This is a genomic window from Pseudomonas fluorescens (genome assembly GCF_001708445.1).
Taxonomy (GTDB): domain Bacteria; phylum Pseudomonadota; class Gammaproteobacteria; order Pseudomonadales; family Pseudomonadaceae; genus Aquipseudomonas; species Aquipseudomonas gorinensis.
The window spans coordinates 4740872-4765202 of sequence record NZ_CP015637.1 but is presented as its reverse complement, the minus strand read 5'-3'; the positions used below and the strand labels follow the sequence as shown (position 1 = coordinate 4765202).

Genomic DNA, 24331 nt, shown 5'->3' with positions numbered 1-24331 from the left:
GACCTTCCATGCGCATCCTCGTGGTCAACGTCAACACCACCGAATCCATTACCGAAACCATCGCCCAACAAGCGCGGGCCGTGGCGTCGCCAGGCACCGAGATTGTCGGGCTCACCCCCTACTTCGGGGCTGAATCGGTGGAGGGCAATTTTGAAAGCTACCTGGCGGCCATCGCCGTCATGGACCGGGTGATGGCCTATGACCAGCCCTTCGATGCGGTAATCCAGGCCGGTTATGGCGAACATGGCCGCGAAGGCTTGCAGGAGTTGCTCGACGTGCCGGTGGTGGACATCACTGAAGCGGCGGCCAGCACGGCGATGTTCCTCGGCCATGCCTACTCCGTGGTGACCACCCTGGACCGTACGGTGCCGCTGATCGAGGACCGCCTGAAGCTGGCCGGGCTGTACCAGCGCTGCGCCTCGGTGCGCGCCAGTGGCATGGCGGTGCTGGAGCTGGAAGAAGACCCATTGGCCGCCATGGAAGCCATCGTGCGCCAGGCAGAGCTGGCGATCCGCGAGGACAAGGCCGAAGTGATCTGCCTGGGCTGCGGCGGCATGGCCGGGCTGGATGAGCAGATTCGCCAACGCACCGGGGTGCCGGTGGTGGACGGGGTAACGGCAGCGGTGACCATTGCCGAATCCCTGGTGCGGTTGGGGTTGTCGACATCGAAGATCAGGACTTACGCGACACCACGGCCGAAGAAAGTCATTGGCTGGCCGACCCGGTTCGGCCACTGAAGATTAAAAGTGGGAGGGGCGCTGCTCCGTTTCAGATTGCGCTGAACTGCAGGCCCAGGCCCTGCCCCACAAACTGCTCGAGGATGAAATCCACAAACGCCCGGGTCTTGCCCGGCAGCAGTTTGTGTTCGGCGTAGTAGATGGAGATGTTGCCGTCGTCGACGTACCAGTCGGGCAACACCCGCACCACCTCGCCACTGTGCAGAAACGGCACCGCCATCGGCATGCTTACCAGCGCGATACCCAGGCCTTGGGCGCTGGCACAGCAGGCGGCTTCGGAGTCACTCATGGTCATGCCGGGCTTGAGCTGCAGCGGGCGCTGTTCGCGGGCCAGGCTGGTCAGTTGCCAGGAGCGCACGCGGCCGGTTTGCGGTGAGCGGATGAGAATGCCGCTGCACCGCGACAAGTCTTCGGGCAGCAAAACCGCTGGGCGTTGCGCCAGGTAATCCGGCGATGCCACCAGCACCCGATGGGCGGGGGCCAACTTGCGCGCCACCACGCCCTGGGGCAGTTCAAAACCACCGCCGATGGCGGCATCGAAGCCCTGGCCGATCAGGTCGACCTGGCGGTTATCGAAATGCCAGTCCGGGCGGATATCCGGAAAGCGCTGCATAAACGCCCCCAGCAGCGGCACCACATAGCGGTTGCCAAATACCGTGCCCATGCTGACCTTGAGCGTGCCCACCGGCCGCCCTTCGGCGCTGGCCAGGTTGGCCACGGCGTTCTGGATGGTGGTGAGGCTGCCGCTGACCTCTTCGAGGAACAGCTTGCCGGCTTCGGTCAAGGCCAGGCGGCGGGTGCTGCGCTGGAACAGACGCACACCGAGGCGCACTTCCAGTTTGGCGACGCTTTTTCCTACCGCTGCCGGGGTCAGGCTCAAGTGCCGGGCCGCTTCGGCAAAGCTGCCGCCTTCGGCGCTGCGCACAAAGCATTCGATACCGCCAAAGCTCTCCATATCGCCCACTCCAAAATTTTGGTTTACACAGACTATAGCAATCACCGTCTACCGGCATGGGCAGGCGAGGTCGATACTCGGTCCCATCAACAAGGCATACCGCCTTGGACCCTTTGGAGATCGACATGACCACCCACAACCTCAGCGGCAAAGTTGCCTTGATTCAAGGCGGTTCCCGTGGCATCGGCGCTGCCATCGTCAAGCGCCTGGCGGCGCAGGGCGCAGCCGTCGCGTTTACCTACGTCAGCTCGGCCGCAAAGGCTGAGGAACTGCAAAACGATGTGCTCAGCACAGGCGGCAAGGCCCTGGCGATCCATGCCGACAGTGCCGATGCGGCAGCGATTCGCAATGCCGTGAATGCCACCGTCAAAGCGTTTGGCCGCCTGGATATCCTGGTGAACAACGCTGGCGTACTGGCCATCGCACCGCTGGAAGACTTCAAGCTGGAAGACTTCGACCAGACGTTGGCGATCAACGTGCGCAGTGTGTTTATCGCGACCCAGGAAGCCGCCAAGCATATGGGCGAAGGTGGCCGGGTGATCAACATCGGCAGCACCAACGCCGAGCGCATGCCGTTTGGCGGGGGTGGGCCATACGCGATGAGCAAGGCCGCGCTGGTCGGCTTGACCAAAGGGTTGGCGCGAGACCTGGGGCCACGTGGGATCACCATCAATAATGTGCAACCGGGGCCGGTGGACACCGATATGAACCCGGCGAACAGCGAATTTGCCGAGAGCCTGATCGGGTTGATGGCAGTCGGGCGTTATGGGCATGTGGAAGAGATTGCCAGCTTTGTGGCGTATCTGGCCGGGCCTGAAGCCGGGTATATCACCGGTGCCAGCCTGACTATCGACGGTGGGTTCAGCGCCTGATTTTCTGAAGCCCTGCAAAAACCAAATGAGGGAGGGGGAGCGACGATTCGACGTGCTCCCTCTTCTCAACAAAGTAACTTATTGATTCTTAAGTATTAAATATTTCACTAAGCGACCGATTTTTGTGGCGAGCGGGCTTGTTGTGGTGAGCGGGCTTGCCCCGCGTTGGGCTGCGAAGCGGCCCCAATAAGGCTACCGCGTTTATCCAGGCATATTGAATCGCCAGGTTTTGGGGCTGCTTCGCAGCCCAACGCGGGGCAAGCCCGCTCACCACAACAAGCCCGCTCGCCACAACAAGCCCGTTCACCACAACAAGCCCGCTCGCCACAATAGCCCGCTCGCCACAGAGGCAGTGGGCCCTCCCACCGTTTGATCGTGGTGAATCAGGACATTGGCGGCAAGCCATAGGCCGCCAGGTCAAAGTCCGCGAGTTTGCGGATGATCTGGTCGGCGTGGTGGTACTTGCTGTCGGCCATGGCTTCATCAGGCACGGCGATGGCGGTCATGCGCGCGGCTTTTGCAGCGGTGACGCCGAACGGTGAGTCTTCGAACACCAGGCAGTCCTGTGGCGCGATACCCAGGCGGCGGGCGGCGGTGAGGAAGATGTCCGGCGCAGGTTTGGCGGCACCGACTTCCGGGTCGTCAGCGGTGACGATGGTGCCGAACAGGCTGAACCACTCGCGGTGCAGGGTGGTTTTATGGCCAAACGAATTGCGCGACGAACTGGTGCCCACGGCAATCGGAATATTGTGCGCCTTCAAGTGCCGCACCAACGCCTCGGCACCGGGCATGCCCAGGGCCCTGGGGAACCGCTCGCTCATCAGCGGTTCACGGATTTCGAGGAATTGCGCCGATGTGATCGGCAAGTCCAGCGCCTTGACCACATAGTCGGCCAGGTCCTGGGCGCCTCGCCCGATGATGTGCTGCTTGATCCCCCAGTCATAGGTACGGCCGTAGCGTTCGGCGATGATCTGCGTCACTTCGGTGTAGATGCCTTCTGTATCCAGCAGCAAACCGTCCATATCGAAAATGACGGCCTTGATCGGAGCGGCGGTACGCGGTGCATTCATCACTACAGATCCTTGGGGGGAAGGACTAAAAGGATTCAGCACAATAACGGCCCCCCTTGCCAGCAGGCAACCCTTTAGACTGTGGGGCCCTCCTTTTGAAGTGCCCGTGATGCTCTACCGTCTGGCCGCCGACAGCCTGGTGCTGTTCCATCTGTCCTTCATTGTGTTCGTGCTGTTCGGCGGGTTGCTCGCCCTCAAGTGGCGTGGGGTGCTGTGGCTGCATGGACCTGCGGTCGCCTGGGGCATTGCGGTGGAGGTGTTCCACCTGCCGTGTCCGCTGACCCGCTGGGAAAACCTGTTTCGCCACCTGGCCGGGCAAGACGGCTATGGCGGTGGCTTTATCGAGCATTACATCCTGACGCTGATCTACCCCGCCGGCCTGACGCCGAACATTCAACTGGTGTTGGGCGCCGTGGTGGTGCTGGTCAACCTTGCGGTGTATGTGCGCCTGACCAGGCGGGCGTAGGCAAGCAACCCAAGCCCTCCAATGTGGCCTCTACTGCCTGCTCCAGCGGGGTGTGGGGCTCGTGGCCGAGGGTCGCCAGCAAGCGCTGGTTATCCAGGCGCAACGGGGTGTGCCACAGGTAGCGCATCTCCTGCATCTCGCGCATGGTCACGACAAAGGGCATCGCCAACGTCAACAGCCACCAGGGGAACGCGCCGACCTGGGGTTGCTGGCCTGTCCGGCGCAACACCACGCGCTGGATCGCCTGGGTCATCTGCGTGCCATCCGTATCCACATGCCCGGCCATATGAAAACAGGCGAAGGCGTCGAGGGTCGCGCGGCGCTCGATCAACTCCAACACGGTACGCGCCACATCCGGCAGGTAGGCCCATTGATGGGCCACCCCAGGGGCACCGGGATAGCTGACGCGGCGTACGGGTTTGCCGGGTTTGACCAACCCTTGGGCAAACCAGTTATTGGCCAGCCGGGTACCGAAAAAGTCACCGGCGCGCACGATCAACACCCGGGCGCCCTGCTGGGACGCCTCCCGTAAACGTTGCTCAAGCTGGACCCGGATCGCGCCCTTGCGAGTCTGCGGGTGCTGGGGCGAGTCTTCGTGCAACACGGGAAACGCATCCGGCCCGAAGTTGTAGACCGTACCGGGCAGTACGATGGTGGCACCTTCGGCGATGGCGGCGGCGATGCTGTTGTCGATCATCGGCAGCACCTGCTCGGCCCAATGGCGGTAGCCCGGCGGGTTGACCCCGTGGACGATCACCGCGCAACCACGGGCGGCCGCGATCACCGCCGCGCGATCAAGGGCATCGCCCTTGAGCCAGGTAAGGGCGGGATTCTGGCGACGGGCCTTGTCGACATCCCGGGTCAACGCACACACCTCCCAGCCCGCCGCGCTCAACTGCCGCGCCACTTCGCCGCCAATGCCACCGGTGGCACCCAATACCAGAACCTTGCTCATCATCCTCTCCCACAGTGGTTGGTGAGGCCATTGTGTGCGCGGCCCTGCTATAGATAAATTGCCGAAGACCATCCAGTCGCTATACATTTATGCATGGTATCAAGCATTGGATGGGAGCTTTACCGGTCGTTCCTCGGGGTACTCAAGGAGGGGTCGCTGTCAGGGGCCGCGCGGCTGCTTGGCATTACACAGCCCACGGTCGGTCGGCACATCGCTGCGCTGGAAAGTGCCCTGGGCGTGGTGCTGTTCACCCGCTCCCCCACGGGCTTACTGCCCACCGCGGTAGCCCACACCTTGCGCGCCCATGCCGAAACCATGGAGCGCACCGCCGCCGCCCTTGAGCGCGCCGCGTCATCTCAGGGCGACGAAGTGCGCGGCGTGGTGCGCGTGTCGGCCAGCGAAGTGGTCGGCGTGGAAGTGCTGCCGTCGATCATCACGCACTTGCGCCGGCAGCACCCGCATCTCAAGGTCGAACTGGTACTGACCAACCGCCTCAGCGACCTACTGCAACTGGAAGCCGACATCGCCGTGCGCATGGTGCGCCCGAGCCAGGAACAACTGCTGGCACAGCGCATCGGCCTGATCGAAGTCGGCCTGCACGCCCGCGACGATTACCTGCAACAACACGGCATACCCCAGGTGTTGAAAGACCTCACCGACCATTCGGTGATCGGCTACGACCAGGCCAACGCGTTTATCCGCAGCGTGGCCATCACCGGCTTCGAACGCAGCGACTTTGCCTTCAGCAGCGACAGCGACCTGGCCCAACTGGCCCTGATCCGCGCCGGCGCCGGTATCGGTGGATGCCAGGTGCAATTGGCCAAACGAGACCCGCGCTTGCGGCGCGTATTGCCGCAGGCCTTCGCGCTGAAACTCGACACCTGGGTGACCATGCATGAAGACCTGCGCAACAGCCCGCGCTGCCGGGTCACATTCGATGCCCTCGTGCAGGGTTTGCAGCGTTACGTACAGGATTGAGACAGCTTCACTGGTAAAGAATCAGACTCCCTCACTCCCTTCATAGACGCCCCCATGTCCGAAGCCTTCGAAGTCCCCAGCCCCCACGAAAAACACATCGAACACACCACTGAACATGCCCACGGACGCGGCGACAGTTTCGCCAGCCGCATCGCCGTGATGACCGCCCTGATGGCCACCTTGGGTGCCATGCTCAGCTACCAGGCCGGCTCCACCGAAAGCGAAGCGGCGATGGACAAGAACAACGCCGCCATCATCAAGACCGAAGCCGCCAACCAATGGAACTACTACCAGGCCAAATCCAGCCGGCAAAACCTGGCGGAACTGGCCACCCATATTCCTGGTGTGGACGCCGCGCACTACAAGGATGAGATCGAGCGCTACAGGAACCAGAAGGAAGAAGTGCGCAAGCAGGCCGAGAAACTCGAAGCGACCTCGAAAGCCTGGGATGAAAAATCCGAACAGGCGCTGCACCAGCATCACCGCTGGGCCCAAGCGATGACCGCGATCCAGATCGCGATCTCGTTGGCGGCGATCACGTTGTTGACGAGGAAAGAGTGGTTGAAGCGGCTGTCGTATACGGCAGCGGGTGTGGCGATGCTGCTGGGGAGCCTGGCCTGGTTGCATGTCTGAGGGGCATAAAAACCTTGCGAGTGCTGTCGCCCCCCTGTGGCGAGCGGGCCTGTTGTGGCGAGCGGGCTTGCCCCGCGTTGGGCTGCGAAGCAGCCCCAATAAGGCCACCGCGTTTATCCAGGCATATTAAATCGCCAGGTTTTGGGGCCGCTTCGCAGCCCAACGCGGGGCAAGCCCGCTCGCCACAACAGGCCCGATCACCACAATAAGCCCGCTCACTACAACAGGCCCGCCACACAAATTCGGTCGTTTTATGCTTGAGAAGATTACGGCCTCGTTGACGCTTGACTCATCAACCCCAGCAGGTGTTTTCGACAGAAAACGTCGTCGCACAGCCCCTTTGCGCTTTGGCTCTGCCTGCGAGTCGCTATATAGTTAAACGCATAACGCCTGATGCTATTCAACTCGAGGAAACACCGGTGTCCGCACAACCCAAAGAAGCCGTGGGCGCCGCCTACAGCATCGAATCCATGCGCTACGCCCAGGCCATGACCTGGCAAGCCATCGAACACCTTTCACAGCGCATCCGCCCCGGTATGCTCGAGTCCCAAGCGCGTGAACTGGGCAAGCAAGTGCTCGCCGACCTGAACATGCAACGCATCTGGCACCCGCTGCTGGTGCGCTTCGGCGCCAACACCCTCAAGACCTTCAAGCAACGTTCCGAAGGCGACCCGGTGCTGGGCGACAACGATATATTCTTCATCGACATGGGCGCCGTGTGGCAAGGCCACGAAGGTGACGCCGGCGCGACATTCGCCACCGGCACCGACCCGGACATGATCGCCTGCGCCAGCGCCGCCAAGGAGCTGTTCGACCGCGTACAATCGCGCTGGAAAAACGACCAGGTGGTCGGCCTCGAACTCTACCGCTACGCCGAAGAACAAGCGCGCGCCATGGGCTGGCGGTTGAACCTGGACATCAAGGGCCACCGTGTCAGCGACTTTCCCCACGCCATTCATCGTGGCGGCGACCTGGGTGATTTCGAGCACTGTCCGAATGCCGGGTTGTGGATTCTCGAGATCCAGATCGCCCACCCGACCCAACCCTACGGCGCCTTCTACGAAGACCTGCTCGCCTGACCCTTCAAGGAACAGAAATGGAACGCTCAACCGAATTTCCCGTGCTGTTGTTTTCCTACGGCACCTTGCAGGACAAAGCCGTACAACTGGCTAACTTCGGCCGCGAACTGAGCGGCCATCACGACGCCATGCTGGGCTACTCGCAACGCTGGGTAGAAATCACCGACCCGCACGTCCTGGCCACCAGTGGCAAGACCCATCATCCGATCGTGGCGCCGACCCTCGAGCAAGGCGCCAGCGTCGACGGGATGGTGTTCCAGATCACCGAGCAGGAGCTGGCGGCGGCGGATGCGTACGAAGTGTCGGACTACAAGCGGGTATCGGTGGCGCTGGCCTCGGGCCTCACCGCGTGGGTGTATGTGCAAGCCTGACGCAGGCGCTTTTATTTCAATCTGTTACAGGAGCGATTAAAGTGTCGCCCCCGAGAATTGAATCTCGGGATTCAGCCCATGGAGTTACTCAGTGAAGTACGTCAGTAAAGTGGTTGCAGCAGCTGTTCTCGGTTTCGCCCTCGCAGGTTGCACCGGCACCGCCATCAAATCCCCGCAGTACGACAGCAATCAATACACCGTGCTGGGCCACAGCGAAGCCAGCGCCACCGGCATCATGCTGTTCGGCGTCATCCCGATCGGCCAGAACAGCCGTTTCGTGCGTGCACAGGATGCTGCCATCAAGGCAAAAGGCGGCGACGCGCTGATCAACACACAAGTACAGGAAAAATGGTTCTGGGCTTGGGTGCTGAGCGGTTACACCACCAACATTTCCGGTGATGTGATCAAGCTGAAAAAAGCGCAATAAACCTCACGTTGCTGTATTCGCCCGGGATTTAACCCGAGTGAGCGACGTATCATGGGCCAACCTTCCGAGGATGGCCCATGAACCTCAGTATCGTCTACGCACTCGCCGCCGCCGCGCTGTTCGGCGCCAGCACCCCGCTCGCCAAAAGCCTCGGCCTGGGCCTCTCGCCCATCTTGCTCGCCGGCCTGCTCTACCTCGGCAGCGGTATTGGCCTGAGTGCCGTACGCCTCATCCGTGATCGCGGCTGGAAACCCACCGGCCTGACCGCACCTGAATGGCCCTGGCTGCTCGGTGCCATCGCATTCGGCGGCATCCTCGGCCCCGTGGCCCTGATGTTCGGCCTTACCCGCACCACCGGCTCGACGGCCTCCCTGATGCTCAACCTAGAATCGGTACTGACCGCCGTCATCGCCTGGCTGGTATTCCGGGAAAACGCGGATCGACGCATCGTCCTCGGCATGCTCGCCATCGTGCTGGGCGGCGTCGTGCTGTCATGGCCCGAAGGCGGCGGCCCAAGCCACGACTGGACCGGCCCGCTGGCAGTAGCCGTGGCCTGCCTGTGCTGGGGGATCGATAACAACCTGACGCGCAAGGTGTCGGCGTCGGACGCACTGTTTATCGCCGGCGCCAAGGGGTTGATGGCGGGCCTGGTCAATTGCAGCCTGGCGCTTTATCTCGGCGCGCAGCTACCCAGTGCCGCGCAACTGGGGCCGATCCTGTTGGTCGGCTTCCTGGGCTACGGCATCAGCCTGGTCCTGTTTGTACTGGCACTGCGCGGGCTGGGCAGCGCGCGCACGGGGGCCTATTTCTCGACCGCGCCGTTCCTGGGCGCCGCGATTGCGCTGCTGGCGTTGGGGGAGTCGGTGTCAGCGGCCTTCTGGATAGCGTCCGCGCTGATGGCCGTAGGGGTGTGGCTGCACCTGACGGAGCGGCACGCCCATGAGCATCAACATGAAGCGACTGAGCACGGGCATTGGCATGTGCACGATGAACATCACCAGCATGAGCATGGGTTTGAGTGGGATGCGAAGGTGCCACATAGTCATGTGCATATGCATGGTGCGATGAAGCATAGCCATGCACATTTTCCGGATGTGCATCATCGGCATAGGCATTGAAGAGGGGTTGGGGGGCGTGTGATCGGCGGTCTTTTAAATATGAGTCACGTACCTGTCCCAGCGCTGTCCCAGATGACTTTTTTCAGACGCCAAAAACCACAAACCCCCGACTTTCTCTTGGAAAATCAGGGGTTTGTGTTTGTAGAATGTGGCGGTGAAGGAGAGATTCGAACTCTCGATACAATTTCTTGTATACACACTTTCCAGGCGTGCTCCTTAAGCCACTCGGACACTTCACCGTATCTCGTCAAACCAGTTCAGTCTGTCGAGGCGCGCTAATGTAGTCGAAAGCCTTTCTGATGGCAAAGGTTTTTTTCAGAATTTTCATGCGGTTAGGGGGTATGTCGGCGTGGGGGCGGCGCAGGAGGGTGATTGTGCCAATCTCAGGCACTGATCGCGAGGGTCTACCCTGGCTGCTGTGCCCTGCCCTAGGCCGTCTGCCGTCGGGTATACGGGAAAAGTCTGACTGGGTAGTCAGTCATGGTGCTTTACCAGGGCGGGCGTGGTGGGTAACGTCTGCTGCATACGTCTATAACAAATCCTACAAGGAACCGCGTCATGAGTGAGTTGATCTCCTACCACCTCGAAGACGGTATCGCCACACTGACCTTGAGCAACGGCAAGGTGAACGCCATTTCTCCAGCGGTGGTCAGCGCATTTAACGAAGCGCTGGATCAGGCAGAGAAAGACCGGGCGGTGGTGATCATCACCGGTACACCGGGGATTTTGTCGGGTGGCTACGATTTGAAGGTGATGACGGCCGGCCCTAAAGAGGCTATCAGCCTGGTGACGTCGGGCTCGACGCTGGCACGTCGTCTGTTGTCGCACCCGTTCCCGGTGATCGTCGCTTGCCCAGGCCATGCGGTGGCCAAGGGCGCGTTCCTGCTGTTGTCGGTGGATTATCGGATTGGTGTCGAGGGCCCGTTCAGTATCGGCCTGAATGAGGTGGCGATCGGCATGACCATGCACCATGCGGGTATCGAACTGGCGCGGGATCGTCTGCGTAAGTCGGCGTTTCATCGCTCGGTGATCAATGCCGAGATGTTTGACCCGCAGGGCGCGTTGCAGGCCGGCTTCCTCGATAAGGTGGTGGCGCCGGAGGAGTTGCACGCAGCGGCGCTGGAAGCCGCACGGCAGTTGAAGAAGCTCAATATGAACGCGCACAAGCACACCAAGTTGAAAGTGCGCAGTGGGCTGCTGGAAGCCTTGGACGATGCCATCATCCAGGATCAGGGCCATATCCTCAGCTAATCGCCTACACCTGCTGCACCAAAGCCCGACCTTGAGTCGGGCTTTTTCTTACAGGCATATCCGAATCATCCCTCACCGCTCTAGACAGGCTCTGTCAGCACTTGTTGAAACATGTACTTAAACATCGCCTATCTCCTCCCTATTTAGGCGCAATTGCCGAATTCAGTGCACATCCGTACACTGCGCCCACTTTTGTCTCGATGAGCCGTATCGATGCTTTTTCTGTTGCGTATGTTATTGATGGGCCTGCACTTTATTGCCGCCGGTGGGCTGGGCGTGCTGGTGGGAATCTGCCGGCCGTTCAACCCGGACAACAGCCGCCTGTGTGCCCGCCTGTATGCACTGCCGGCCATGTGGATCTTGCGCCTGAACGTGAAGGCCGACGTGGACTCGTTGCGCAACAAGCCCGGTACGTGCGTGATCATCGCCAACCACCAGTCCAACTATGACTTGTTTGTGCTCGGCACCGTGGTGCCGCACCGCACGGTGTGCATCGCCAAGAAAAGCCTGAAATGGGTGCCGTTGTTCGGCCAGTTGTTCTGGCTGGCGGGCAATGTGCTGATCGACCGGGGCAATGCATACAAGGCACGCCGGGCGATGCTGACCACCACCCATACCTTGCAGCACAAGGACACGTCGATCTGGGTATTCCCGGAAGGCACGCGTAACCTGGGCAGTGGCCTGATGCCGTTCAAGAAGGGCGCGTTTCATATGGCGGTGGCCGCGGGTGTGCCAATCGTGCAGGTGTGCGTGAGCAATTACGTCACCCATATGCGACTGAACCGCTGGAACAGCGGTGATGTACTCATACGCTCATTGCCGCCGATTCCTACCATCGGCCTGACTTCGGATGACATCCCGGCGTTGATGCAGGCGTGTCATGCGCAGATGGATGAGTGCATCAAGGCAATGGACCTGGAACTGCAAAGTGCCGCAACAATAGAACTCGCTTCAAGCTAAGCTGCCCAACACCTGTCCTCCTAATAAGAAGTGATCAGCATCATGGGTAGAGTTGTTGCGGCCGCTGTGTACAGCGCCGGAAAGAAAGTTACTGATATAACCCTTGACGAAGGCGCGGCCTGGGCCGCCAAACCCGGTCACTTTGTGTGGATCGGCCTGGAAGAACCCAACGCCCAGGAGCTGGCCAACCTGCAACGCCAGTTCAACCTGCATGAGCTGGCCATCGAAGACGCCCTGGAAAAACACAGCCGCCCGAAGCTGGAAACGTTTGGCGACGCGCTGTTTATCGTCACTTACTCACCGGTGCGCGAGAACGGCAAGCTGGTGTTTATCGAGACCCATATCTTCGCCGGCAACGGCTACATCATCACGGCGCGCAACGGCCATTCAGCGTCCTACGGTTTTGTGCGCCAACGCTGTGAGGCGCGGCCGTTATTGCTGGAGCATGGGGAGGATTTTGTCCTCTATGCCCTGCTGGATTTCGTCACCGAAAACTACCAGCCAGTGAGCGAGGCGATCCACGCCGAGATCGATGAGCTGGAGCGCAACGTGCTGTGCAGCTCGCTGAGTGAGCGCGATATCCAGAACCTTCACGGCCTGCGTCGTGATGTGTTGCGGCTCAAGCGCTATGTGGCGCCGATGGTGGAGATCAGCCAGGAATTGCAGAAGTTGAGCTTCCCGTTTATCGACAAGAACATGCGCCCGTATTTCCGTGACGTGCAGATCCACGTGACGCGGCAGATGGAAGACCTCACCACCCTGCGCGACATTGCCAGCCAGACCATCGAGATCGGGGTGTTGCTGGAAGCGTCGCGCCAGAGTGTGGTGCAACGCAAGTTCGCCGCGTGGGCAGCGATCCTGGCGTTCCCCACGGCGGTCGCGGGGATCTATGGGATGAACTTCCAGAACATGCCCGAGCTGCAGTGGCACTACGGCTATTTCGGGGTGTTGGGGTTCATCGCTTTAGGCTGTACCGGACTGTGGGCCAGCTTCAAGCGCTCGGGCTGGCTTTGACCTTGGCCTCGGGCTTGTGTGCCACAAAGCGCATCATCCATTCCGCCACGGTGACGCCGTGGTGGTCGCGTTCGAGGCTGGCCACGCCGTTGGTGTAGACCTTTTCGCCCAAGGTTGTCTGAAGTATCTCCAGCAGTTCGCGGGAATAGTCGTGGACAAATTCCGGGTGTCCCTGGAAGCACAGCACCTGGTCGCCGATGTGATACGCGGCGAACGGGCAAAAATCGCTGGAGGCAATGACCGTGGCATTTTCCGGCAAGGTGGTGACCTGATCCTGATGGCTGATCAATAGCGTCAGTTCAGGCACCTCCGGGCTCATCCAAGGGGCCTTGGCGTCGAGCTTGTAGTCGTGGATGCCCATGCCCCAGCCCTGGCCGGCGCGCTCGGTCTTGCCGCCCAACAGCAGCGCCAGCAATTGGTGACCGAAGCAGATGCCCAGCAACTTGTCGCCGCGCTGGTAGCGTTCGAGCAGGTAGGTCTTGAGGGTCTGGATCCAAGGGTCGGTACCGAAGGAGTCGGCTTTGCTACCGGTCACCAGGTAGGCGTCGAACACTTCGTCGTCCGAGGGGTATTCACCCTGCACCACGTTGTACACGACAAATTCGGCGGGAATCGGCTGCTTGGAGAACAGGCGCTTGAACATCTGCCCGTAACCTTGGTACTGATCGATCAAGCCTGGACGCAGGATATCGGTTTCCAGGATGCAGACGCGTAGCGACATAAAAAATACCTGACACGGCGATGGGAATATTGAACACCCCAAGAGCCTGCCTTGAAATACCCCTCCAAGGCAAGCCCCGCAGGATGCTCTTTGTGGGAGAGGGGCTGGCTCCCGGCAGCGGTGATCCAGCCACTGTATTCTGTGACTGATGCTCCGCTATCGGGGTGTAGCCCCCTCCCACAGGTTGATCACCGAAATACTTCACCCCGCGCCGCTTTCTCCAGCAGCAACGCCGGCGGCGTAAAGCGTTCACCATATTGCTCGGCCAGGTAGCGCGACCGCGCGATGAAGTCGTTCAAGCCGTACTGATTGATAAACTGCAACGCGCCCCCGCTCCACGCCGCAAAGCCAATCCCGAAGATTGACCCCACGTTGGCGTCCGCGGTGGACATCAACACGCCCTCCTCCACGCATCGCACGGTCTCGATGGCCTGGATAAACAGCAAACGGTCGCGCACATCCTGCGCTGGAATCTGCTGGTCGGCTCGCTCAAAGCGCGCCTTCAACTCAGGCCACAAATGCTTCTGCCCGCCCGCCGGGTACTCGTAGAAACCGCCCCCCGCCGCCTTGCCCCCGCGTTTGTACTCGTTGACCAGCAGATCAATCACCACCGTCGCCGGATGGGTCGGCACGGTTTTACCTTCGGCTTGCAGGTCTTTGGCGGTTTGCTGTCGGATATGGCTCATCAGGCTGAGGGATACCTCGTCGGACACCGCCAGTGGCCCCACCGGCATGCCCGCCTTGCGCGCTTCGGTCTCGATCATCGGCGCGGCCACGCCTTCGCCGAGCATGGCGATGCCTTCGTTGGTAAAGGTGCCGAACACCCGCGAGGTGAAGAAGCCGCGGCTGTCGTTGACCACAATCGGGGTTTTCTTGATTTGCAGGACGAAGTCGAAACCACGGGCCAGGGTTTCTTCCGAGGTATGGGCGCCCTTGATGATCTCCACCAACGGCATCTTGTCCACCGGGCTGAAGAAGTGCAGGCCGATAAACTTGCCTGGGTCGGGCACGGCCGTGGCCAGGCCGCTGATGGGCAAGGTCGAGGTGTTGGAAGCGATCACCGCGTCGCTGCCGACCACGCGGTGCGCAGCGGCGCTGACCTTGGCCTTGAGGTCGCGGTCTTCGAACACCGCTTCAATGATCAGGTCGCAACCGCCCAGGTCGGCGTCATCCTGGGTTGGATGAATGCGCGCCAAGATGCTTTCCCGCTGCCCGGCGGTCAATTGCCCACGGCTGACCTTCTTGTCCAACAACGCAGCCGTGTGCGCCTTGCCCTTTTCGGCGGCGGCCAGGCTGATGTCCTTGAGCACCACGTCAATGCCTGCGCTGGCGCTGACGTAGGCGATCCCCGCCCCCATCATGCCGGCGCCAAGCACGCCGACCTTGCGTGTCACATAGGTGGCAAACCCTTGGGGCCGCGAACGGCCGGCGTTGATTTCATTGAGCTGGAACCAGAAGGTGCCGATCATGTTCTTCGCCACTTGCCCGGTGACCAGCTCGGTGAAGTAGCGGGTTTCGATCAGGTGCGCGGTGTCGAAATCCACCTGGGCACCCTCCACGGCGGCACTGAGAATGTTCTCCGGAGCCGGGAAGCAGCCGTTGGTTTTGCTGCGCAGGATCGACGGTGCGATGGCGAGCATTTGCGCGACTTTCGGGTTCGACGGCGTACCACCAGGGATCTGGAAAGTCTTGGTGTCCCAAGGCTGTTTCGCCTCAGGGTTGGCGAGAATCCAGGCGCGGGACTTGGCCAGCAGCTCATCGAGATCCGCCGCCAGTTCATCGATCAAGCCGGCTTGCAGCGCCTGTTGCGGCCGCACTTTCTTGCCTTCGAGCAAATACGGCAGGGCCTTTTCCAACCCCAGCATGCGCACCATGCGCACCACCCCGCCGCCGCCCGGCAACAGGCCCAGGGTGACTTCCGGCAGCCCCAGTTGCACCGACGGGTTATCCAGCGCGACCCGATGATGGCAGGCCAGGCAGATCTCCCAGCCACCGCCAAGGGCCGCGCCGTTGATCGCGGCCACCACGGGTTTGCCGAGGGTTTCCAGACGGCGCAGTTGCGCCTTCAACACCAGCACGCTGTCGTAGAAATCCTTGGCGTGGGCCTTGTCGACCTTGATCAGTTCATTGAGGTCGCCACCGGCGAAGAATGTCTTCTTCGCCGACGTGACGATCACGCCGGCAAGCGTGTGCTTTTCCGCTTCCAGGCGCGCAACGGTGGCTGCCATGGCCTCACGGTACACGGCGTTCATGGTGTTGGCGCTCTGGCCGGGCATATCGAGGGTGAGCACCGCGATCTGGTCCTGGCCTTTTTCGTATCGGATAGCTTGGGTCATGACAATTCCTTGGGCTCAGAGGCGTTCGATAATGGTGGCGATGCCCATGCCACCGCCGACACACAGAGTGGCCAGGCCGTAACGCTGCTGGCGCACCTCCAGCTCGTCGAGCAGGGTGCCGAGGATCGCGCAGCCGGTGGCGCCCAGCGGGTGGCCCATGGCGATAGACCCGCCGTTGACATTGACCCGGGCGGCGTCGATGCGCATGTCCTTGATGAACTTGAGCACCACCGAAGCGAAGGCTTCATTGACCTCAAACAGGTCGATGTCCTCGACCCGCAAACCTGCCTTGGCCAAGGCCTTGCGCGTGGCCGGTGCAGGGCCGGTCAGCATGATCGTCGGGTCGGTGCTGGTGACCGCCGTCGCCACGATGCGCGCCCGCGGCCGCAGGCCCAGTTCACGGCCCTTGGCCTCGGAACCGATCAACATCAAGGCGGCGCCGTCGACAATGCCGGAGCTGTTGCCCGGGGTGTGCACATGGTGGATGCGCTCCACGTGGCTGTAGACCCGCAGTGCGGTGGCATCAAACCCCATCTGCCCGATCATTTCGAAACTGGGCTTGAGTTTGCCCAGCCCCTCGAGGGTGGAGTCGCCACGGATAAACTCGTCATGGTCCAGCAACACAATGCCGTTCTGGTCCTGCACCGCGATCAGCGATTTGTTGAAGGAACCGTCTGCGCGCGCCCTGGCCGCTTTCTGCTGGGAGTGCAGGGCGAAGGCGTCGACATCCTCACGGCTGAAACCTTCCAGGGTGGCGATCAAATCCGCGCCAATGCCTTGGGGCGTGAAGTGACAGTGCATATTGGTGTGCGGGTCGAGCACCCAGGCGCCGCCGTCACTGCCCATGGGCACGCGGGACATGGACTCGACGCCGCCGACCACCACCAGGTCTTCAAAGCCGGAACGCACTTTCATCGCGCCGAGGTTCACCGCCTCCAGGCCCGAGGCGCAGAAGCGGTTGATTTGCACGCCGGCGACGCTGATGTCCCAGTCGGCCACGAGCGCGGCGGTCTTGGCGATGTCGGCGCCCTGGTCGCCCACCGGGGTGACGCAACCGAGGACGATGTCATCGACCTGATGCGTGTCGAGGTCACTGCGCCGGGCCAGCGCCTTGAGTAACCCCGCCACCAGGTTCACCGGCTTGACACTGTACAGGGCACCCTCGGCCTTGCCTTTGCCACGGGGCGTGCGTATCGCATCAAAGATCAAAGCTTGGGTCATGACGTCCTCGAACCATTGCGCAGTAGTGCCCTTACCTTAGGCCCGATTGACACGGTTTCAATGACGGATGCGCTCATAGGTTTTGACCCCCACGCTCGGACGAACGGTAGGGAGCTACAGGATTCGCCTGATTAATCGTTTTAGCGGTCTAGCCAAGGCATTGGCGCCAAGATGGCGATAGGCCTCATAGCGTTTTAATCAGTAATTGCGATTAGCTGATATGAAATGGATCTAAGCCATGCAGAACGAGGGCTCTAAGGTTCAATCAGTAAGACGTTGCTGCCGGGTTTTGCTGGAGCAACTGTAAGAAAAGCGACACGTCACGTTGCGATACTGACCTACACCGGCACGCATTTGACGCTCAGGAATAACAACAAAAGGCAGTCAGCCATGTTCAAGCACACGAAAGTACGTCAGGCGGGACTTATTCTGTTCGCCACCACACTGATTCTGATCCTGCCCAACCTCACCAAGGTTATTGGCTGACGAATCACATGCCCCATTCTGTACATCAGGATTGCAGTTTTTGGCAGCACCTGTCGGGACATTGCTTATAGCGGTCCTGCCAGGAGCTGCCGTTTTGCGTGCGCATTTGCGCTATCGTAGGTTCCATCCCCCTTTCGTCCGGACCTCTCTCTTGAAACCGTCGCTAGCCTTCCTCGCGCTGCTCCTGGCCCTGCCCGCCTCGGCCGCGCAACTGACCATTGAACTGGACCACGCCAGCAGGACCTGGCAGACCGCCGAGCTGCTCAAGCTTCCCGAGGCGCAGACGGTGCAGATCGTTGATGACGTGTCCTACAAACGCAACATGACCTATCGCGCAGTGCCGCTGGCGGCGCTCCTACCGGGCCTCAAGCCGGAAAACCATCTGCAAGCCGTTGCCCTTGATGGATTCGCCGCTGAACTGACGGCCGCGCCGTTGTTGCAAAAAAGCGGCGCCCGCGCCTGGCTCGCGGTGGAAGACCCCGCTCACCCATGGCCCGCGCTGGCCGACGGCAAACCCAGCGCCGGGCCGTTTTACCTGGTGTGGACCGACCCGCAGGCCGGGCCTATCAGCCCGGAACAGTGGCCGTTCCAGGTTTCCGCGATCAAGCAATTGAAGACCGTGGCCGAGCGCTTCCCTGCGCTGTTACCCGACCCGAAACTGGCGGCCGATGACCCGGTGAACCAGGGCTTTGCGCTGTTCCAGAAAAACTGCCTGGCCTGTCACCGCCTCAATGGTGGCGGCGATGCGCAGGTAGGGCCGGACCTGAATATCCCCTACAACCCCACCGAGTATTTCAGCGGCGATTTCCTCAAGCGCTATATCCGCGACCCGCAGAGCCTGAGGCGCTGGCCGCAGGCAAAGATGCCAGCGTTCGCCGTCAGTGTGTTGCCGGATAACGAGCTGGCGTTGCTGGTGGGGTATTTGAAGCATATGGCCGGGCGCAAGCAACAACCCTGAATCCACCCTAATCTCTGTGGCAGCGGATGTGCTGTGACAAGCAAGCTTGTTGTGGCGAGCGGGCTTGCCCCGCGTTGGGCTGCGCAGCAGCCCTAAAACCAGCCACCCCGGCCATATCTGATACACCGCATTCTGCTTTATTGGGGCTGCTTCGCAGCCCAACGCGGGGCAAGCCCGCTCGCCACAACGTGCCCACTTGCCACAACGTGCCTGCTTGCCACGGCAAACCTGCTCGCCACAGGAGGTAGACCGGTGGAAGCGGACTACTGCTGCTGGACTGAGATCACCGGCGTCGGCGCCACGCTCACCTTGGCATGCATCTGCTCATGCCCACCGCCACGGCGCATGCCGCGCACTGGGCAGGCGTCGAGGTAGTCCAGGCCCACGGCCAGTTTCAAATGCCGTTCGGGGCGGGCCAATTGGTTGGTCACGTCAAAGCTGTACCAGGCGTCATCCAGCCAGGCTTCGGCCCAGGCGTGGCTGGCCAGGTGGGTGCTGTCTTCGGTGTACAGATACCCCGACACATACCGCGCCGGAATCCCCAGGCTGCGTGCGCAGGCCAGGAACGCGTGGGTGTGATCCTGGCACACGCCCGCCCGGCCCGCGAAGGCCTGGGCGGCGCTGGTGTCAACTTCGGTGGCGCCCGGCGTATAGACCATCGACTGGTTGAGCGCATGCATCAGGTCGATCAGCGCCGTGCGGTCGCGACGCTGGTGGCAGTGCTGTTCGGCAAAGCGGCGCAGGGCGTCGTCGGGTTCGGTCAGGCGGGTACTGCGCAGGAACGGAAAGGCCGATTGGCTTTCGTGCTCGGCCTCGCGCAGTTCGTCGATATCCACCTGGCCACGGGCGCCAATGATGATGGCATCGTGGGGTTCGTCCAGGGTCAGCACATGCAGGATATTGCCGAACGGGTCGACCTGGGCACGCACCGGGCGTGGCAATTCCAATTGCCAGCTGAGTACGTGCTGGCGCTCGCTATCGTGGGGCGTAAGGCGCAGGTACTGGATGCTCGCGCGAACCTGGTCGTCATAGTGGTAAGTGGTTTCGTGACTGATGGAGAGTCTCATGCCGCCTCCAGGTAAGAACTGTAGATGGCGTCGCCCAACTGGCGAACCAAGGGGATAAAGTCGGTCAGCCAGGCGTGCAGGCCTTCCTCGAGGATTTCATCGATGGCGGTAAAGCGCAGGCGCGCGTCCATCTCCGCGGCCAACCGCTGGGCCGGGCGACCATTGAGGCCGGGCAGGCTGGCAAGGATCTGGTCGATCTCTTCGCTGCAGGCCCGCAGTGAACGCGGCACATCGGCGCGCAGCAGCAACAACTCCGCCACTTGGCGCGCGCCGGGGGCGTCCCGGTAGATCTCGGTATAGGCCTCGAACGACGACAATGCGCGCAGCAAGGCACTCCACTGGTAGTACGCGTGGGCCGTGCCATCGGTGACTGCTTCGGCCTGGTCGCCGGCCATTTCATAGCGCGCATCCAGCAGGCGCAGGGTGTTGTCGGCGCGTTCGATAAAGGTGCCCAACCGGATAAAGCGAAAAGCGTCGTTGCGCATGATGGTGCCGTAGGTCGCGCCCCGGAACAGATGGGAACGCTCCTTGACCCATTCACAAAACCGGCTCATGCCGTAACGGCTCAAGCCCTGCTGGGCGATATCGCGAATATCCAGCCAGGTGGCGTTGATGTTTTCCCACATGTCGGCGGTAATGCGCCCACGCACCGCATGGGCACTGGCCCGCGCGGCGCCCAGGCAGCTGTAGATGCTCGCCGGGTTGGCGGCGTCCAGGGCAAAGAAGTGCAACAGGCGCTCGGCGTGTAATTCGCCGTGGCGTTCGTGGTAATCGTCCAAGGTGCCGGTGATCAACAACGGCATGGCCAACTCATGCAAGCCGTCGCCGCGCCCGTCCTGGGGCATCAGCGACAACGAATAGCTGACATCGAGCATGCGCGCGAGGTTTTCCGCGCGCTCCAGGTAGCGCGACATCCAGTACAAATCCGAGGCAGTTCTACTCAACATGGCATCAGTCCTCAACCACCCAGGTGTCTTTGGTGCCGCCGCCCTGGGACGAATTGACCACCAGCGACCCTTCGCGCAGGGCCACGCGGGTCAGGCCACCGGGCACTACGCGGGTCTCCTTGCCGGAGAGCACGAAGGGGCGCAGGTCGATATGGCGCGGCGCAATGCCGTTTTCGACAAACGTCGGGCAGGTGGATAAACACAGGGTCGGTTGCGCGATATAGGCGTGGGGCTTGGCCTTGATGCGCGCGCGGAAGGCTTCGATTTCCGCCGCCGTGGACGCCGGGCCGACAAGCATGCCGTAACCGCCGGAGCCTTGGGTTTCCTTGACCACCAGGTCCGGCAGGTTGGCCAGCACGTGGGACAGTTCGTCGGGCTTGCGGCATTGAAAGGTCGGAACGTTCTTCAGGATCGGTTCTTCATCCAGGTAAAAACGGATCATCTCGGTGACGAAGGGGTACACCGACTTGTCATCCGCTACCCCGGTGCCGATAGCATTCGCCAGCACCACATTGCCGGAACGATAGGCCGCCAGCAGGCCGGGCACGCCGAGCATGGAGTCCGGGTTGAAAGCCAGCGGGTCGAGAAATGCATCATCGAGGCGTCGATAGATCACGTCTACCGCCTTGGGCCCGTCGGTGGTGCGCATGAACACGCGGTCATCGCGCACGAACAGGTCGGCGCCCTCCACCAGCTCCACCCCCATTTCCCGGGCTAAGAAAGCATGTTCGAAGAATGCGCTGTTGAAGCGCCCAGGCGTCAGTACCACCACACTGGGGTTATCCAGGGGGCTGGAGCTTTTCAGGGTGTCGAGCAGCAAGTTGGGGTAGTGATCGATTGGCGCAATGCGCTGGGCGGCGAACAGTTCAGGGAACAGGCGCATCATCATCTTGCGGTCTTCGAGCATGTAGCTGACACCGCTCGGTGTACGCAGGTTGTCTTCAAGCACGTAGTAGGTGCCGTCACCATCGCGTACGAGGTCGACCCCAGAGATGTGGGAATACAGATCGCGATGCAGGTCCAGGCCCTGCATGGCCAATTGGTATTGCTCGTTGGCCAGCACTTGTTCGGCGGGAATAATCCCGGCCTTGATGATGCGTTGATCGTGATACAGGTCGGCGAGAAACATGTTCAGCGCCTTGACCCGTTGAATACAGCCACGTTCGACAATCCGCCATTCACTGGCGGGAATACTGCGGGGAATGGTGTCGAAGGGGATCAGGCGCTCGGTCCCCTGCTCGTCCCCATAGAGGGTGAACGTGATCCCGGCGCGGTGAAACAGCAAATCGGCTTCGCGCCGGCGCTGCGCCAGCAGTTCAGCAGGGGTTTCAGCCAACCAACGGGCGAACTCGCGGTAGTGAGGGCGGACCTGCCCTGCCCCATCGTACATTTCGTCGTAATAAGTGCGGATCATGCCGAACTCCTTGTCACCCGGACGCAAGAACCATCGCAAGGCCCGTGCCAGCGGCATAAACACTTATAAATCAAGCCGTTGAATTAATAGAAGCGCCATGTCGCACCTTCCTGGTGCGCAGAACGCCCGGCGTCATGCCCATTGCTTCATCACAAGGCGGGCTTTGACTATCAACAGCATAGCCAGAGTTGATTTCACTGCCCGGCCAAGCCTGCGGATAATCGTCCCCATCGGCTGAACAGGATGCGTCCTGCCACGTCAGCGAACCGCTCTTCCCTTTAGGCCACCTTGCTCGGGTGGCTTTTTTTTGGTGCCCAAAAAACACGCGCAAGTTCCGAATAGTTTTATTGGCGCCCAAACAAAATCGGCCGACCCAAAAGGTCAGCCGATACACTTCGCTGCTCATAAAACCTGACTACATGATGAAAATTTACATGGGTAAGCCACGCACCTCCTGCTTGACCCCCCATCCCTCGATGATCCCGCCCAAGGGCTCGACCACCGCCTCAAAGTCCTGCTCGAAGTCTCCTATGCCGTCGTAGGTTGCAAACATGATCTTGCTCAGTTCCAAGTACCAGGCACCATCGTCGCGCGCGCTGACCTGGGCATTCAGCGATTCGCCACGAAATTCACCCGCAGCCCTGCGCGCCCGCTCCTCATCCGGGAAAATGGCGTAGAACTCGATGGGGTGGAACCGTGAAAAATCGAACCCGCCTTCTTTCATACGGCGCAGAACGTTGGTGCTGATGTCTTCTTGATAGGCTGTGCTCATGAAACGTCCTCCTCAGACCGATGGATAGACTTTCCGTGCTTCCCCAAGCCCGCGCCCTACTGGCGCGGGGCTACGGCAATCACATCACCTGGGGCAATGACATCACCGCTGGAAAACAAGCATGTAGCTGACAAGACCAGACCTTAGCGATTCATTCGCTGATCTCGCTTGCAGAGTAGCGCGAAGCTATCACCTCCACCAGAGGCGCTTGAAAGGCATACAGGAAATGTTCAGACAGCAGGAGAGATGTCGAGGATCTGGATACTGTTCTGGTCTTTGAGGATCTTGACCGTGGGCTCGGGTTTACGACCTTCCAGGTCATTGAGGTTCAATTCGGCAGCCACTGGCACCAGCTTGTTACGAATCATGTGCGCAGCGTCTTCGAGGCTGGGCTTCTGTTCGCAGGTGAACTGCTCCACGGACTGCACGCCGTGATCATCAACGAAAGTAATCTGCCACTTTTGCATCGGTGCCTCCTCGATAAAACCCATGTGTGGGCTTACCTCTATCTGGACCTTGAGGGCCTGGCAAACGTTCCACTCAAGGTCGGAGGCACCGGATCAACTGCGCTTACTGCTCAGCGCGTTCCTTGAGGGCTTTCAAGGTGTTGAACGGGGCGTCGACCACGAACTTGTTGGCCAGCCACGAAGGCACGCTGCCGCCTGGCTCGGTGTGCACCTGGTAGGTGACTTCGGTTTCATTGGCGTTTTTGGGCACCAGCTTCCAGTAGCCTTCCACCTGGGCGACGCGTACGTAGCCCTTCACTTCCGGCTGGTAGGTGGGCACTTCCAGCAGCTTGCGGGTCACGCTACCGTCGGCGGCCGTGGAGGTGGTGATTTCCAGAATGGAATCGCGGTCGGTCACCGGGAACGGTGCCTTGAACTGGGTATAGGTCCAGCTCTTGTCGCCTTCCTTCTTGAGCAGTTTTTGCGATTTGCACTCATGAATCCATTTGCAGGCGCCAGCCACGTCTTCCTGCAATGCCACGATCTTGGCCACCGGCGCCTTGACTACGGTCACACCGCGATACGCCTTGTACTTGGAGCCGGCAATTTCGCTCAGCGACACCTTGATGCCGTCTTCGTCCTTGGCGACCTGCCAATCCTCAGCTTGAGCAGTAGCAGCAAACAACACCGTAAAACCGCACAACACAGCCATTCGTTTCAGCGAACCCATTGTGTATTCCTTATTGTTGAAGTTCCGATAGTAAAGCCCATCAAGCCGCCGTCATCTGCTCCCACCAGCCGATCAACCGGATCGCATCGGCCTGGTCGGTGCCGCAGACCTCGATATCCGCCTTGAAATCACTGCACACCGCCGGCCGCTCCGGTCGGCCGAACAGCAGGCATAGCTGTTCGACCGACAGGTGCAGGCAGCGTTCGCCCGCGGGTTTGCCGTGGGGCATTCCTGGCAGCGGTGAACTGATGGAGGGGGCGATGCAACAGGCGCCACAGCCTTCACGGCATTTCATGACCAGCAGGTCCTCGACGACTCAATAGGGATGGCCGGGCTAGATTACGCCC

General features: G+C 61.0%; 27 protein-coding genes and 1 tRNA gene. 13 read left to right on the top strand and 15 right to left on the bottom strand.

Annotation, left to right across the window (positions count from 1 at the left end; all coding sequences use genetic code 11):
- Positions 1 to 8: 8 nt before the first annotated feature.
- On the top strand, positions 9 to 737 hold the full coding sequence (locus tag A7317_RS21140) for an aspartate/glutamate racemase family protein (protein ID WP_024076902.1): 729 nt from the start codon (positions 9 to 11) through the stop codon (positions 735 to 737).
- Positions 738 to 768: 31 nt separating this feature from the next.
- Here A7317_RS21140 and A7317_RS21135 read toward each other — a convergent pair whose 3' ends face one another.
- Complete coding sequence (locus A7317_RS21135; protein ID WP_069076758.1) at positions 769 to 1692, bottom strand: LysR family transcriptional regulator; 924 nt, start codon at positions 1690 to 1692, stop codon at positions 769 to 771.
- Between the two features lie 125 nt (positions 1693 to 1817).
- On the opposite strand from A7317_RS21135, the gene A7317_RS21130 reads away from it, so the two are divergent.
- Entirely contained in the window at positions 1818 to 2564 is a 747-nt protein-coding gene (locus A7317_RS21130; RefSeq protein WP_024076904.1) for a 3-oxoacyl-ACP reductase family protein, read from the top strand.
- 383 nt (positions 2565 to 2947) lie between these two features.
- Here A7317_RS21130 and A7317_RS21125 read toward each other — a convergent pair whose 3' ends face one another.
- Complete coding sequence (locus A7317_RS21125; protein WP_024076905.1) at positions 2948 to 3634, bottom strand: HAD-IA family hydrolase; 687 nt, start codon at positions 3632 to 3634, stop codon at positions 2948 to 2950.
- Between the two features lie 109 nt (positions 3635 to 3743).
- On the opposite strand from A7317_RS21125, the gene A7317_RS21120 reads away from it, so the two are divergent.
- On the top strand, positions 3744 to 4100 hold the full coding sequence (locus A7317_RS21120; protein WP_024076906.1) for a DUF2784 domain-containing protein: 357 nt from the start codon (positions 3744 to 3746) through the stop codon (positions 4098 to 4100).
- Here the strand turns inward: A7317_RS21120 and A7317_RS21115 are convergent.
- The gene (locus tag A7317_RS21115) at positions 4060 to 5055 is read right to left on the bottom strand and encodes an NAD-dependent epimerase/dehydratase family protein (RefSeq protein WP_069076757.1); all 996 of its coding nucleotides are present in this window, start codon (positions 5053 to 5055) and stop codon (positions 4060 to 4062) included. The two genes, A7317_RS21120 and A7317_RS21115, sit on opposite strands and share 41 nt — an antisense overlap.
- A gap of 93 nt (positions 5056 to 5148) precedes the next feature.
- Here A7317_RS21115 and A7317_RS21110 point away from each other — a divergent pair, with 93 nt between their 5' ends.
- The 6 genes from A7317_RS21110 (at position 5149) to A7317_RS21085 (ending at position 9661) form a co-directional block, all read left to right on the top strand.
- Positions 5149 to 6033, top strand: coding sequence for a LysR family transcriptional regulator (locus tag A7317_RS21110; protein WP_069076756.1), 885 nt, complete (start codon positions 5149 to 5151; stop codon positions 6031 to 6033).
- Between the two features lie 54 nt (positions 6034 to 6087).
- Positions 6088 to 6666, top strand: a complete 579-nt coding sequence (locus A7317_RS21105; protein WP_024076909.1) for a DUF4337 domain-containing protein — start codon at positions 6088 to 6090, stop codon at positions 6664 to 6666.
- 419 nt (positions 6667 to 7085) lie between these two features.
- Positions 7086 to 7745 (top strand): M24 family metallopeptidase, encoded by a 660-nt coding sequence (locus A7317_RS21100; protein ID WP_069076755.1) that lies wholly within the window; start codon positions 7086 to 7088, stop codon positions 7743 to 7745.
- Positions 7746 to 7762: 17 nt separating this feature from the next.
- Positions 7763 to 8116, top strand: coding sequence for a gamma-glutamylcyclotransferase family protein (locus tag A7317_RS21095; RefSeq protein ID WP_024076911.1), 354 nt, complete (start codon positions 7763 to 7765; stop codon positions 8114 to 8116).
- 91 nt (positions 8117 to 8207) lie between these two features.
- Entirely contained in the window at positions 8208 to 8543 is a 336-nt protein-coding gene (locus tag A7317_RS21090; protein WP_024076912.1) for a hypothetical protein, read from the top strand.
- A gap of 77 nt (positions 8544 to 8620) precedes the next feature.
- Positions 8621 to 9661, top strand: coding sequence for a DMT family transporter (locus A7317_RS21085; protein ID WP_024076913.1), 1041 nt, complete (start codon positions 8621 to 8623; stop codon positions 9659 to 9661).
- 149 nt (positions 9662 to 9810) lie between these two features.
- Here A7317_RS21085 and A7317_RS21080 read toward each other — a convergent pair.
- Positions 9811 to 9900 (bottom strand) — tRNA-Ser (locus A7317_RS21080).
- Positions 9901 to 10219: 319 nt separating this feature from the next.
- On the opposite strand from A7317_RS21080, the gene A7317_RS21075 reads away from it, so the two are divergent.
- From A7317_RS21075 to A7317_RS21065, 3 genes are all read left to right on the top strand, one after another.
- Positions 10220 to 10912, top strand: coding sequence for a crotonase/enoyl-CoA hydratase family protein (locus A7317_RS21075; RefSeq protein WP_024076915.1), 693 nt, complete (start codon positions 10220 to 10222; stop codon positions 10910 to 10912).
- Positions 10913 to 11125: 213 nt separating this feature from the next.
- Entirely contained in the window at positions 11126 to 11872 is a 747-nt protein-coding gene (locus A7317_RS21070) for a lysophospholipid acyltransferase family protein (RefSeq protein ID WP_024076916.1), read from the top strand.
- A 42-nt stretch (positions 11873 to 11914) separates the two neighbouring features.
- Positions 11915 to 12886 (top strand): magnesium and cobalt transport protein CorA, encoded by a 972-nt coding sequence (locus A7317_RS21065; RefSeq protein WP_041161284.1) that lies wholly within the window; start codon positions 11915 to 11917, stop codon positions 12884 to 12886.
- On the opposite strand, the gene A7317_RS21060 is transcribed toward A7317_RS21065, so the two are convergent.
- From A7317_RS21060 to A7317_RS21050, 3 genes are all read right to left on the bottom strand, one after another.
- Complete coding sequence (locus A7317_RS21060) at positions 12864 to 13607, bottom strand: amidotransferase (protein WP_024076918.1); 744 nt, start codon at positions 13605 to 13607, stop codon at positions 12864 to 12866. The genes A7317_RS21065 and A7317_RS21060 overlap by 23 nt on opposite strands.
- Positions 13608 to 13795: 188 nt before the next feature.
- A complete protein-coding gene (locus A7317_RS21055) occupies positions 13796 to 15943 on the bottom strand; it encodes a 3-hydroxyacyl-CoA dehydrogenase NAD-binding domain-containing protein (protein WP_024076919.1) in 2148 nt (715 codons plus the stop codon).
- A 15-nt stretch (positions 15944 to 15958) separates the two neighbouring features.
- Positions 15959 to 17164 (bottom strand): acetyl-CoA C-acetyltransferase, encoded by a 1206-nt coding sequence (locus A7317_RS21050; RefSeq protein ID WP_024076920.1) that lies wholly within the window; start codon positions 17162 to 17164, stop codon positions 15959 to 15961.
- A 637-nt stretch (positions 17165 to 17801) separates the two neighbouring features.
- Here A7317_RS21050 and A7317_RS21045 point away from each other — a divergent pair.
- Positions 17802 to 18608, top strand: a complete 807-nt coding sequence (locus A7317_RS21045; RefSeq protein ID WP_024076922.1) for a c-type cytochrome — start codon at positions 17802 to 17804, stop codon at positions 18606 to 18608.
- Positions 18609 to 18871: 263 nt separating this feature from the next.
- Here the strand turns inward: A7317_RS21045 and A7317_RS21040 are convergent, their stop codons facing one another.
- The 8 genes from A7317_RS21040 to A7317_RS21010 all read right to left on the bottom strand — a co-directional run bounded on the left by A7317_RS21040 (position 18872) and on the right by A7317_RS21010 (position 24279).
- Positions 18872 to 19675 (bottom strand): transglutaminase family protein, encoded by an 804-nt coding sequence (locus A7317_RS21040; protein WP_024076923.1) that lies wholly within the window; start codon positions 19673 to 19675, stop codon positions 18872 to 18874.
- Entirely contained in the window at positions 19672 to 20622 is a 951-nt protein-coding gene (locus A7317_RS21035; RefSeq protein WP_010563770.1) for an alpha-E domain-containing protein, read from the bottom strand. The genes A7317_RS21040 and A7317_RS21035 overlap by 4 nt, the downstream gene beginning before the upstream one ends.
- Positions 20623 to 20626: 4 nt before the next feature.
- Entirely contained in the window at positions 20627 to 22036 is a 1410-nt protein-coding gene (locus tag A7317_RS21030; RefSeq protein ID WP_024076924.1) for a circularly permuted type 2 ATP-grasp protein, read from the bottom strand.
- Positions 22037 to 22106: 70 nt separating this feature from the next.
- Positions 22107 to 22442: a hypothetical protein gene (locus A7317_RS30720; RefSeq protein ID WP_144113513.1), complete on the bottom strand. Its 336-nt coding sequence runs from the start codon at positions 22440 to 22442 to the stop codon at positions 22107 to 22109.
- 24 nt (positions 22443 to 22466) lie between these two features.
- Positions 22467 to 22808 (bottom strand): ribonuclease E inhibitor RraB, encoded by a 342-nt coding sequence (locus tag A7317_RS21025; RefSeq protein ID WP_015885395.1) that lies wholly within the window; start codon positions 22806 to 22808, stop codon positions 22467 to 22469.
- Between the two features lie 230 nt (positions 22809 to 23038).
- Positions 23039 to 23275 (bottom strand): hypothetical protein, encoded by a 237-nt coding sequence (locus tag A7317_RS21020; RefSeq protein WP_041161285.1) that lies wholly within the window; start codon positions 23273 to 23275, stop codon positions 23039 to 23041.
- 103 nt (positions 23276 to 23378) lie between these two features.
- Positions 23379 to 23984, bottom strand: coding sequence for an START domain-containing protein (locus tag A7317_RS21015; RefSeq protein ID WP_024076926.1), 606 nt, complete (start codon positions 23982 to 23984; stop codon positions 23379 to 23381).
- A 40-nt stretch (positions 23985 to 24024) separates the two neighbouring features.
- Complete coding sequence (locus A7317_RS21010) at positions 24025 to 24279, bottom strand: YkgJ family cysteine cluster protein (RefSeq protein WP_024076927.1); 255 nt, start codon at positions 24277 to 24279, stop codon at positions 24025 to 24027.
- Between the last annotated feature and the right edge of the window lie 52 nt (positions 24280 to 24331).

Coding starts and splice junctions, on each gene's coding strand:
- A7317_RS21140 (WP_024076902.1), top strand. CDS start 9: ATGCGCATCCTCGTGGTCAACGTCAACACCACCGAATCCATTACCGAA.
- A7317_RS21135 (WP_069076758.1), bottom strand. CDS start 1,692: ATGGAGAGCTTTGGCGGTATCGAATGCTTTGTGCGCAGCGCCGAAGGC.
- A7317_RS21130 (WP_024076904.1), top strand. CDS start 1,818: ATGACCACCCACAACCTCAGCGGCAAAGTTGCCTTGATTCAAGGCGGT.
- A7317_RS21125 (WP_024076905.1), bottom strand. CDS start 3,634: ATGAATGCACCGCGTACCGCCGCTCCGATCAAGGCCGTCATTTTCGAT.
- A7317_RS21120 (WP_024076906.1), top strand. CDS start 3,744: ATGCTCTACCGTCTGGCCGCCGACAGCCTGGTGCTGTTCCATCTGTCC.
- A7317_RS21115 (WP_069076757.1), bottom strand. CDS start 5,055: ATGAGCAAGGTTCTGGTATTGGGTGCCACCGGTGGCATTGGCGGCGAA.
- A7317_RS21110 (WP_069076756.1), top strand. CDS start 5,149: ATGGTATCAAGCATTGGATGGGAGCTTTACCGGTCGTTCCTCGGGGTA.
- A7317_RS21105 (WP_024076909.1), top strand. CDS start 6,088: ATGTCCGAAGCCTTCGAAGTCCCCAGCCCCCACGAAAAACACATCGAA.
- A7317_RS21095 (WP_024076911.1), top strand. CDS start 7,763: ATGGAACGCTCAACCGAATTTCCCGTGCTGTTGTTTTCCTACGGCACC.
- A7317_RS21085 (WP_024076913.1), top strand. CDS start 8,621: ATGAACCTCAGTATCGTCTACGCACTCGCCGCCGCCGCGCTGTTCGGC.
- A7317_RS21075 (WP_024076915.1), top strand. CDS start 10,220: ATGAGTGAGTTGATCTCCTACCACCTCGAAGACGGTATCGCCACACTG.
- A7317_RS21070 (WP_024076916.1), top strand. CDS start 11,126: ATGCTTTTTCTGTTGCGTATGTTATTGATGGGCCTGCACTTTATTGCC.
- A7317_RS21065 (WP_041161284.1), top strand. CDS start 11,915: ATGGGTAGAGTTGTTGCGGCCGCTGTGTACAGCGCCGGAAAGAAAGTT.
- A7317_RS21060 (WP_024076918.1), bottom strand. CDS start 13,607: ATGTCGCTACGCGTCTGCATCCTGGAAACCGATATCCTGCGTCCAGGC.
- A7317_RS21055 (WP_024076919.1), bottom strand. CDS start 15,943: ATGACCCAAGCTATCCGATACGAAAAAGGCCAGGACCAGATCGCGGTG.
- A7317_RS21050 (WP_024076920.1), bottom strand. CDS start 17,164: ATGACCCAAGCTTTGATCTTTGATGCGATACGCACGCCCCGTGGCAAA.
- A7317_RS21040 (WP_024076923.1), bottom strand. CDS start 19,675: ATGAGACTCTCCATCAGTCACGAAACCACTTACCACTATGACGACCAG.
- A7317_RS21035 (WP_010563770.1), bottom strand. CDS start 20,622: ATGTTGAGTAGAACTGCCTCGGATTTGTACTGGATGTCGCGCTACCTG.
- A7317_RS21030 (WP_024076924.1), bottom strand. CDS start 22,036: ATGATCCGCACTTATTACGACGAAATGTACGATGGGGCAGGGCAGGTC.
- A7317_RS30720 (WP_144113513.1), bottom strand. CDS start 22,442: ATGAGCAGCGAAGTGTATCGGCTGACCTTTTGGGTCGGCCGATTTTGT.
- A7317_RS21025 (WP_015885395.1), bottom strand. CDS start 22,808: ATGAGCACAGCCTATCAAGAAGACATCAGCACCAACGTTCTGCGCCGT.
- A7317_RS21020 (WP_041161285.1), bottom strand. CDS start 23,275: ATGCAAAAGTGGCAGATTACTTTCGTTGATGATCACGGCGTGCAGTCC.
- A7317_RS21015 (WP_024076926.1), bottom strand. CDS start 23,984: ATGGGTTCGCTGAAACGAATGGCTGTGTTGTGCGGTTTTACGGTGTTG.
- A7317_RS21010 (WP_024076927.1), bottom strand. CDS start 24,279: ATGAAATGCCGTGAAGGCTGTGGCGCCTGTTGCATCGCCCCCTCCATC.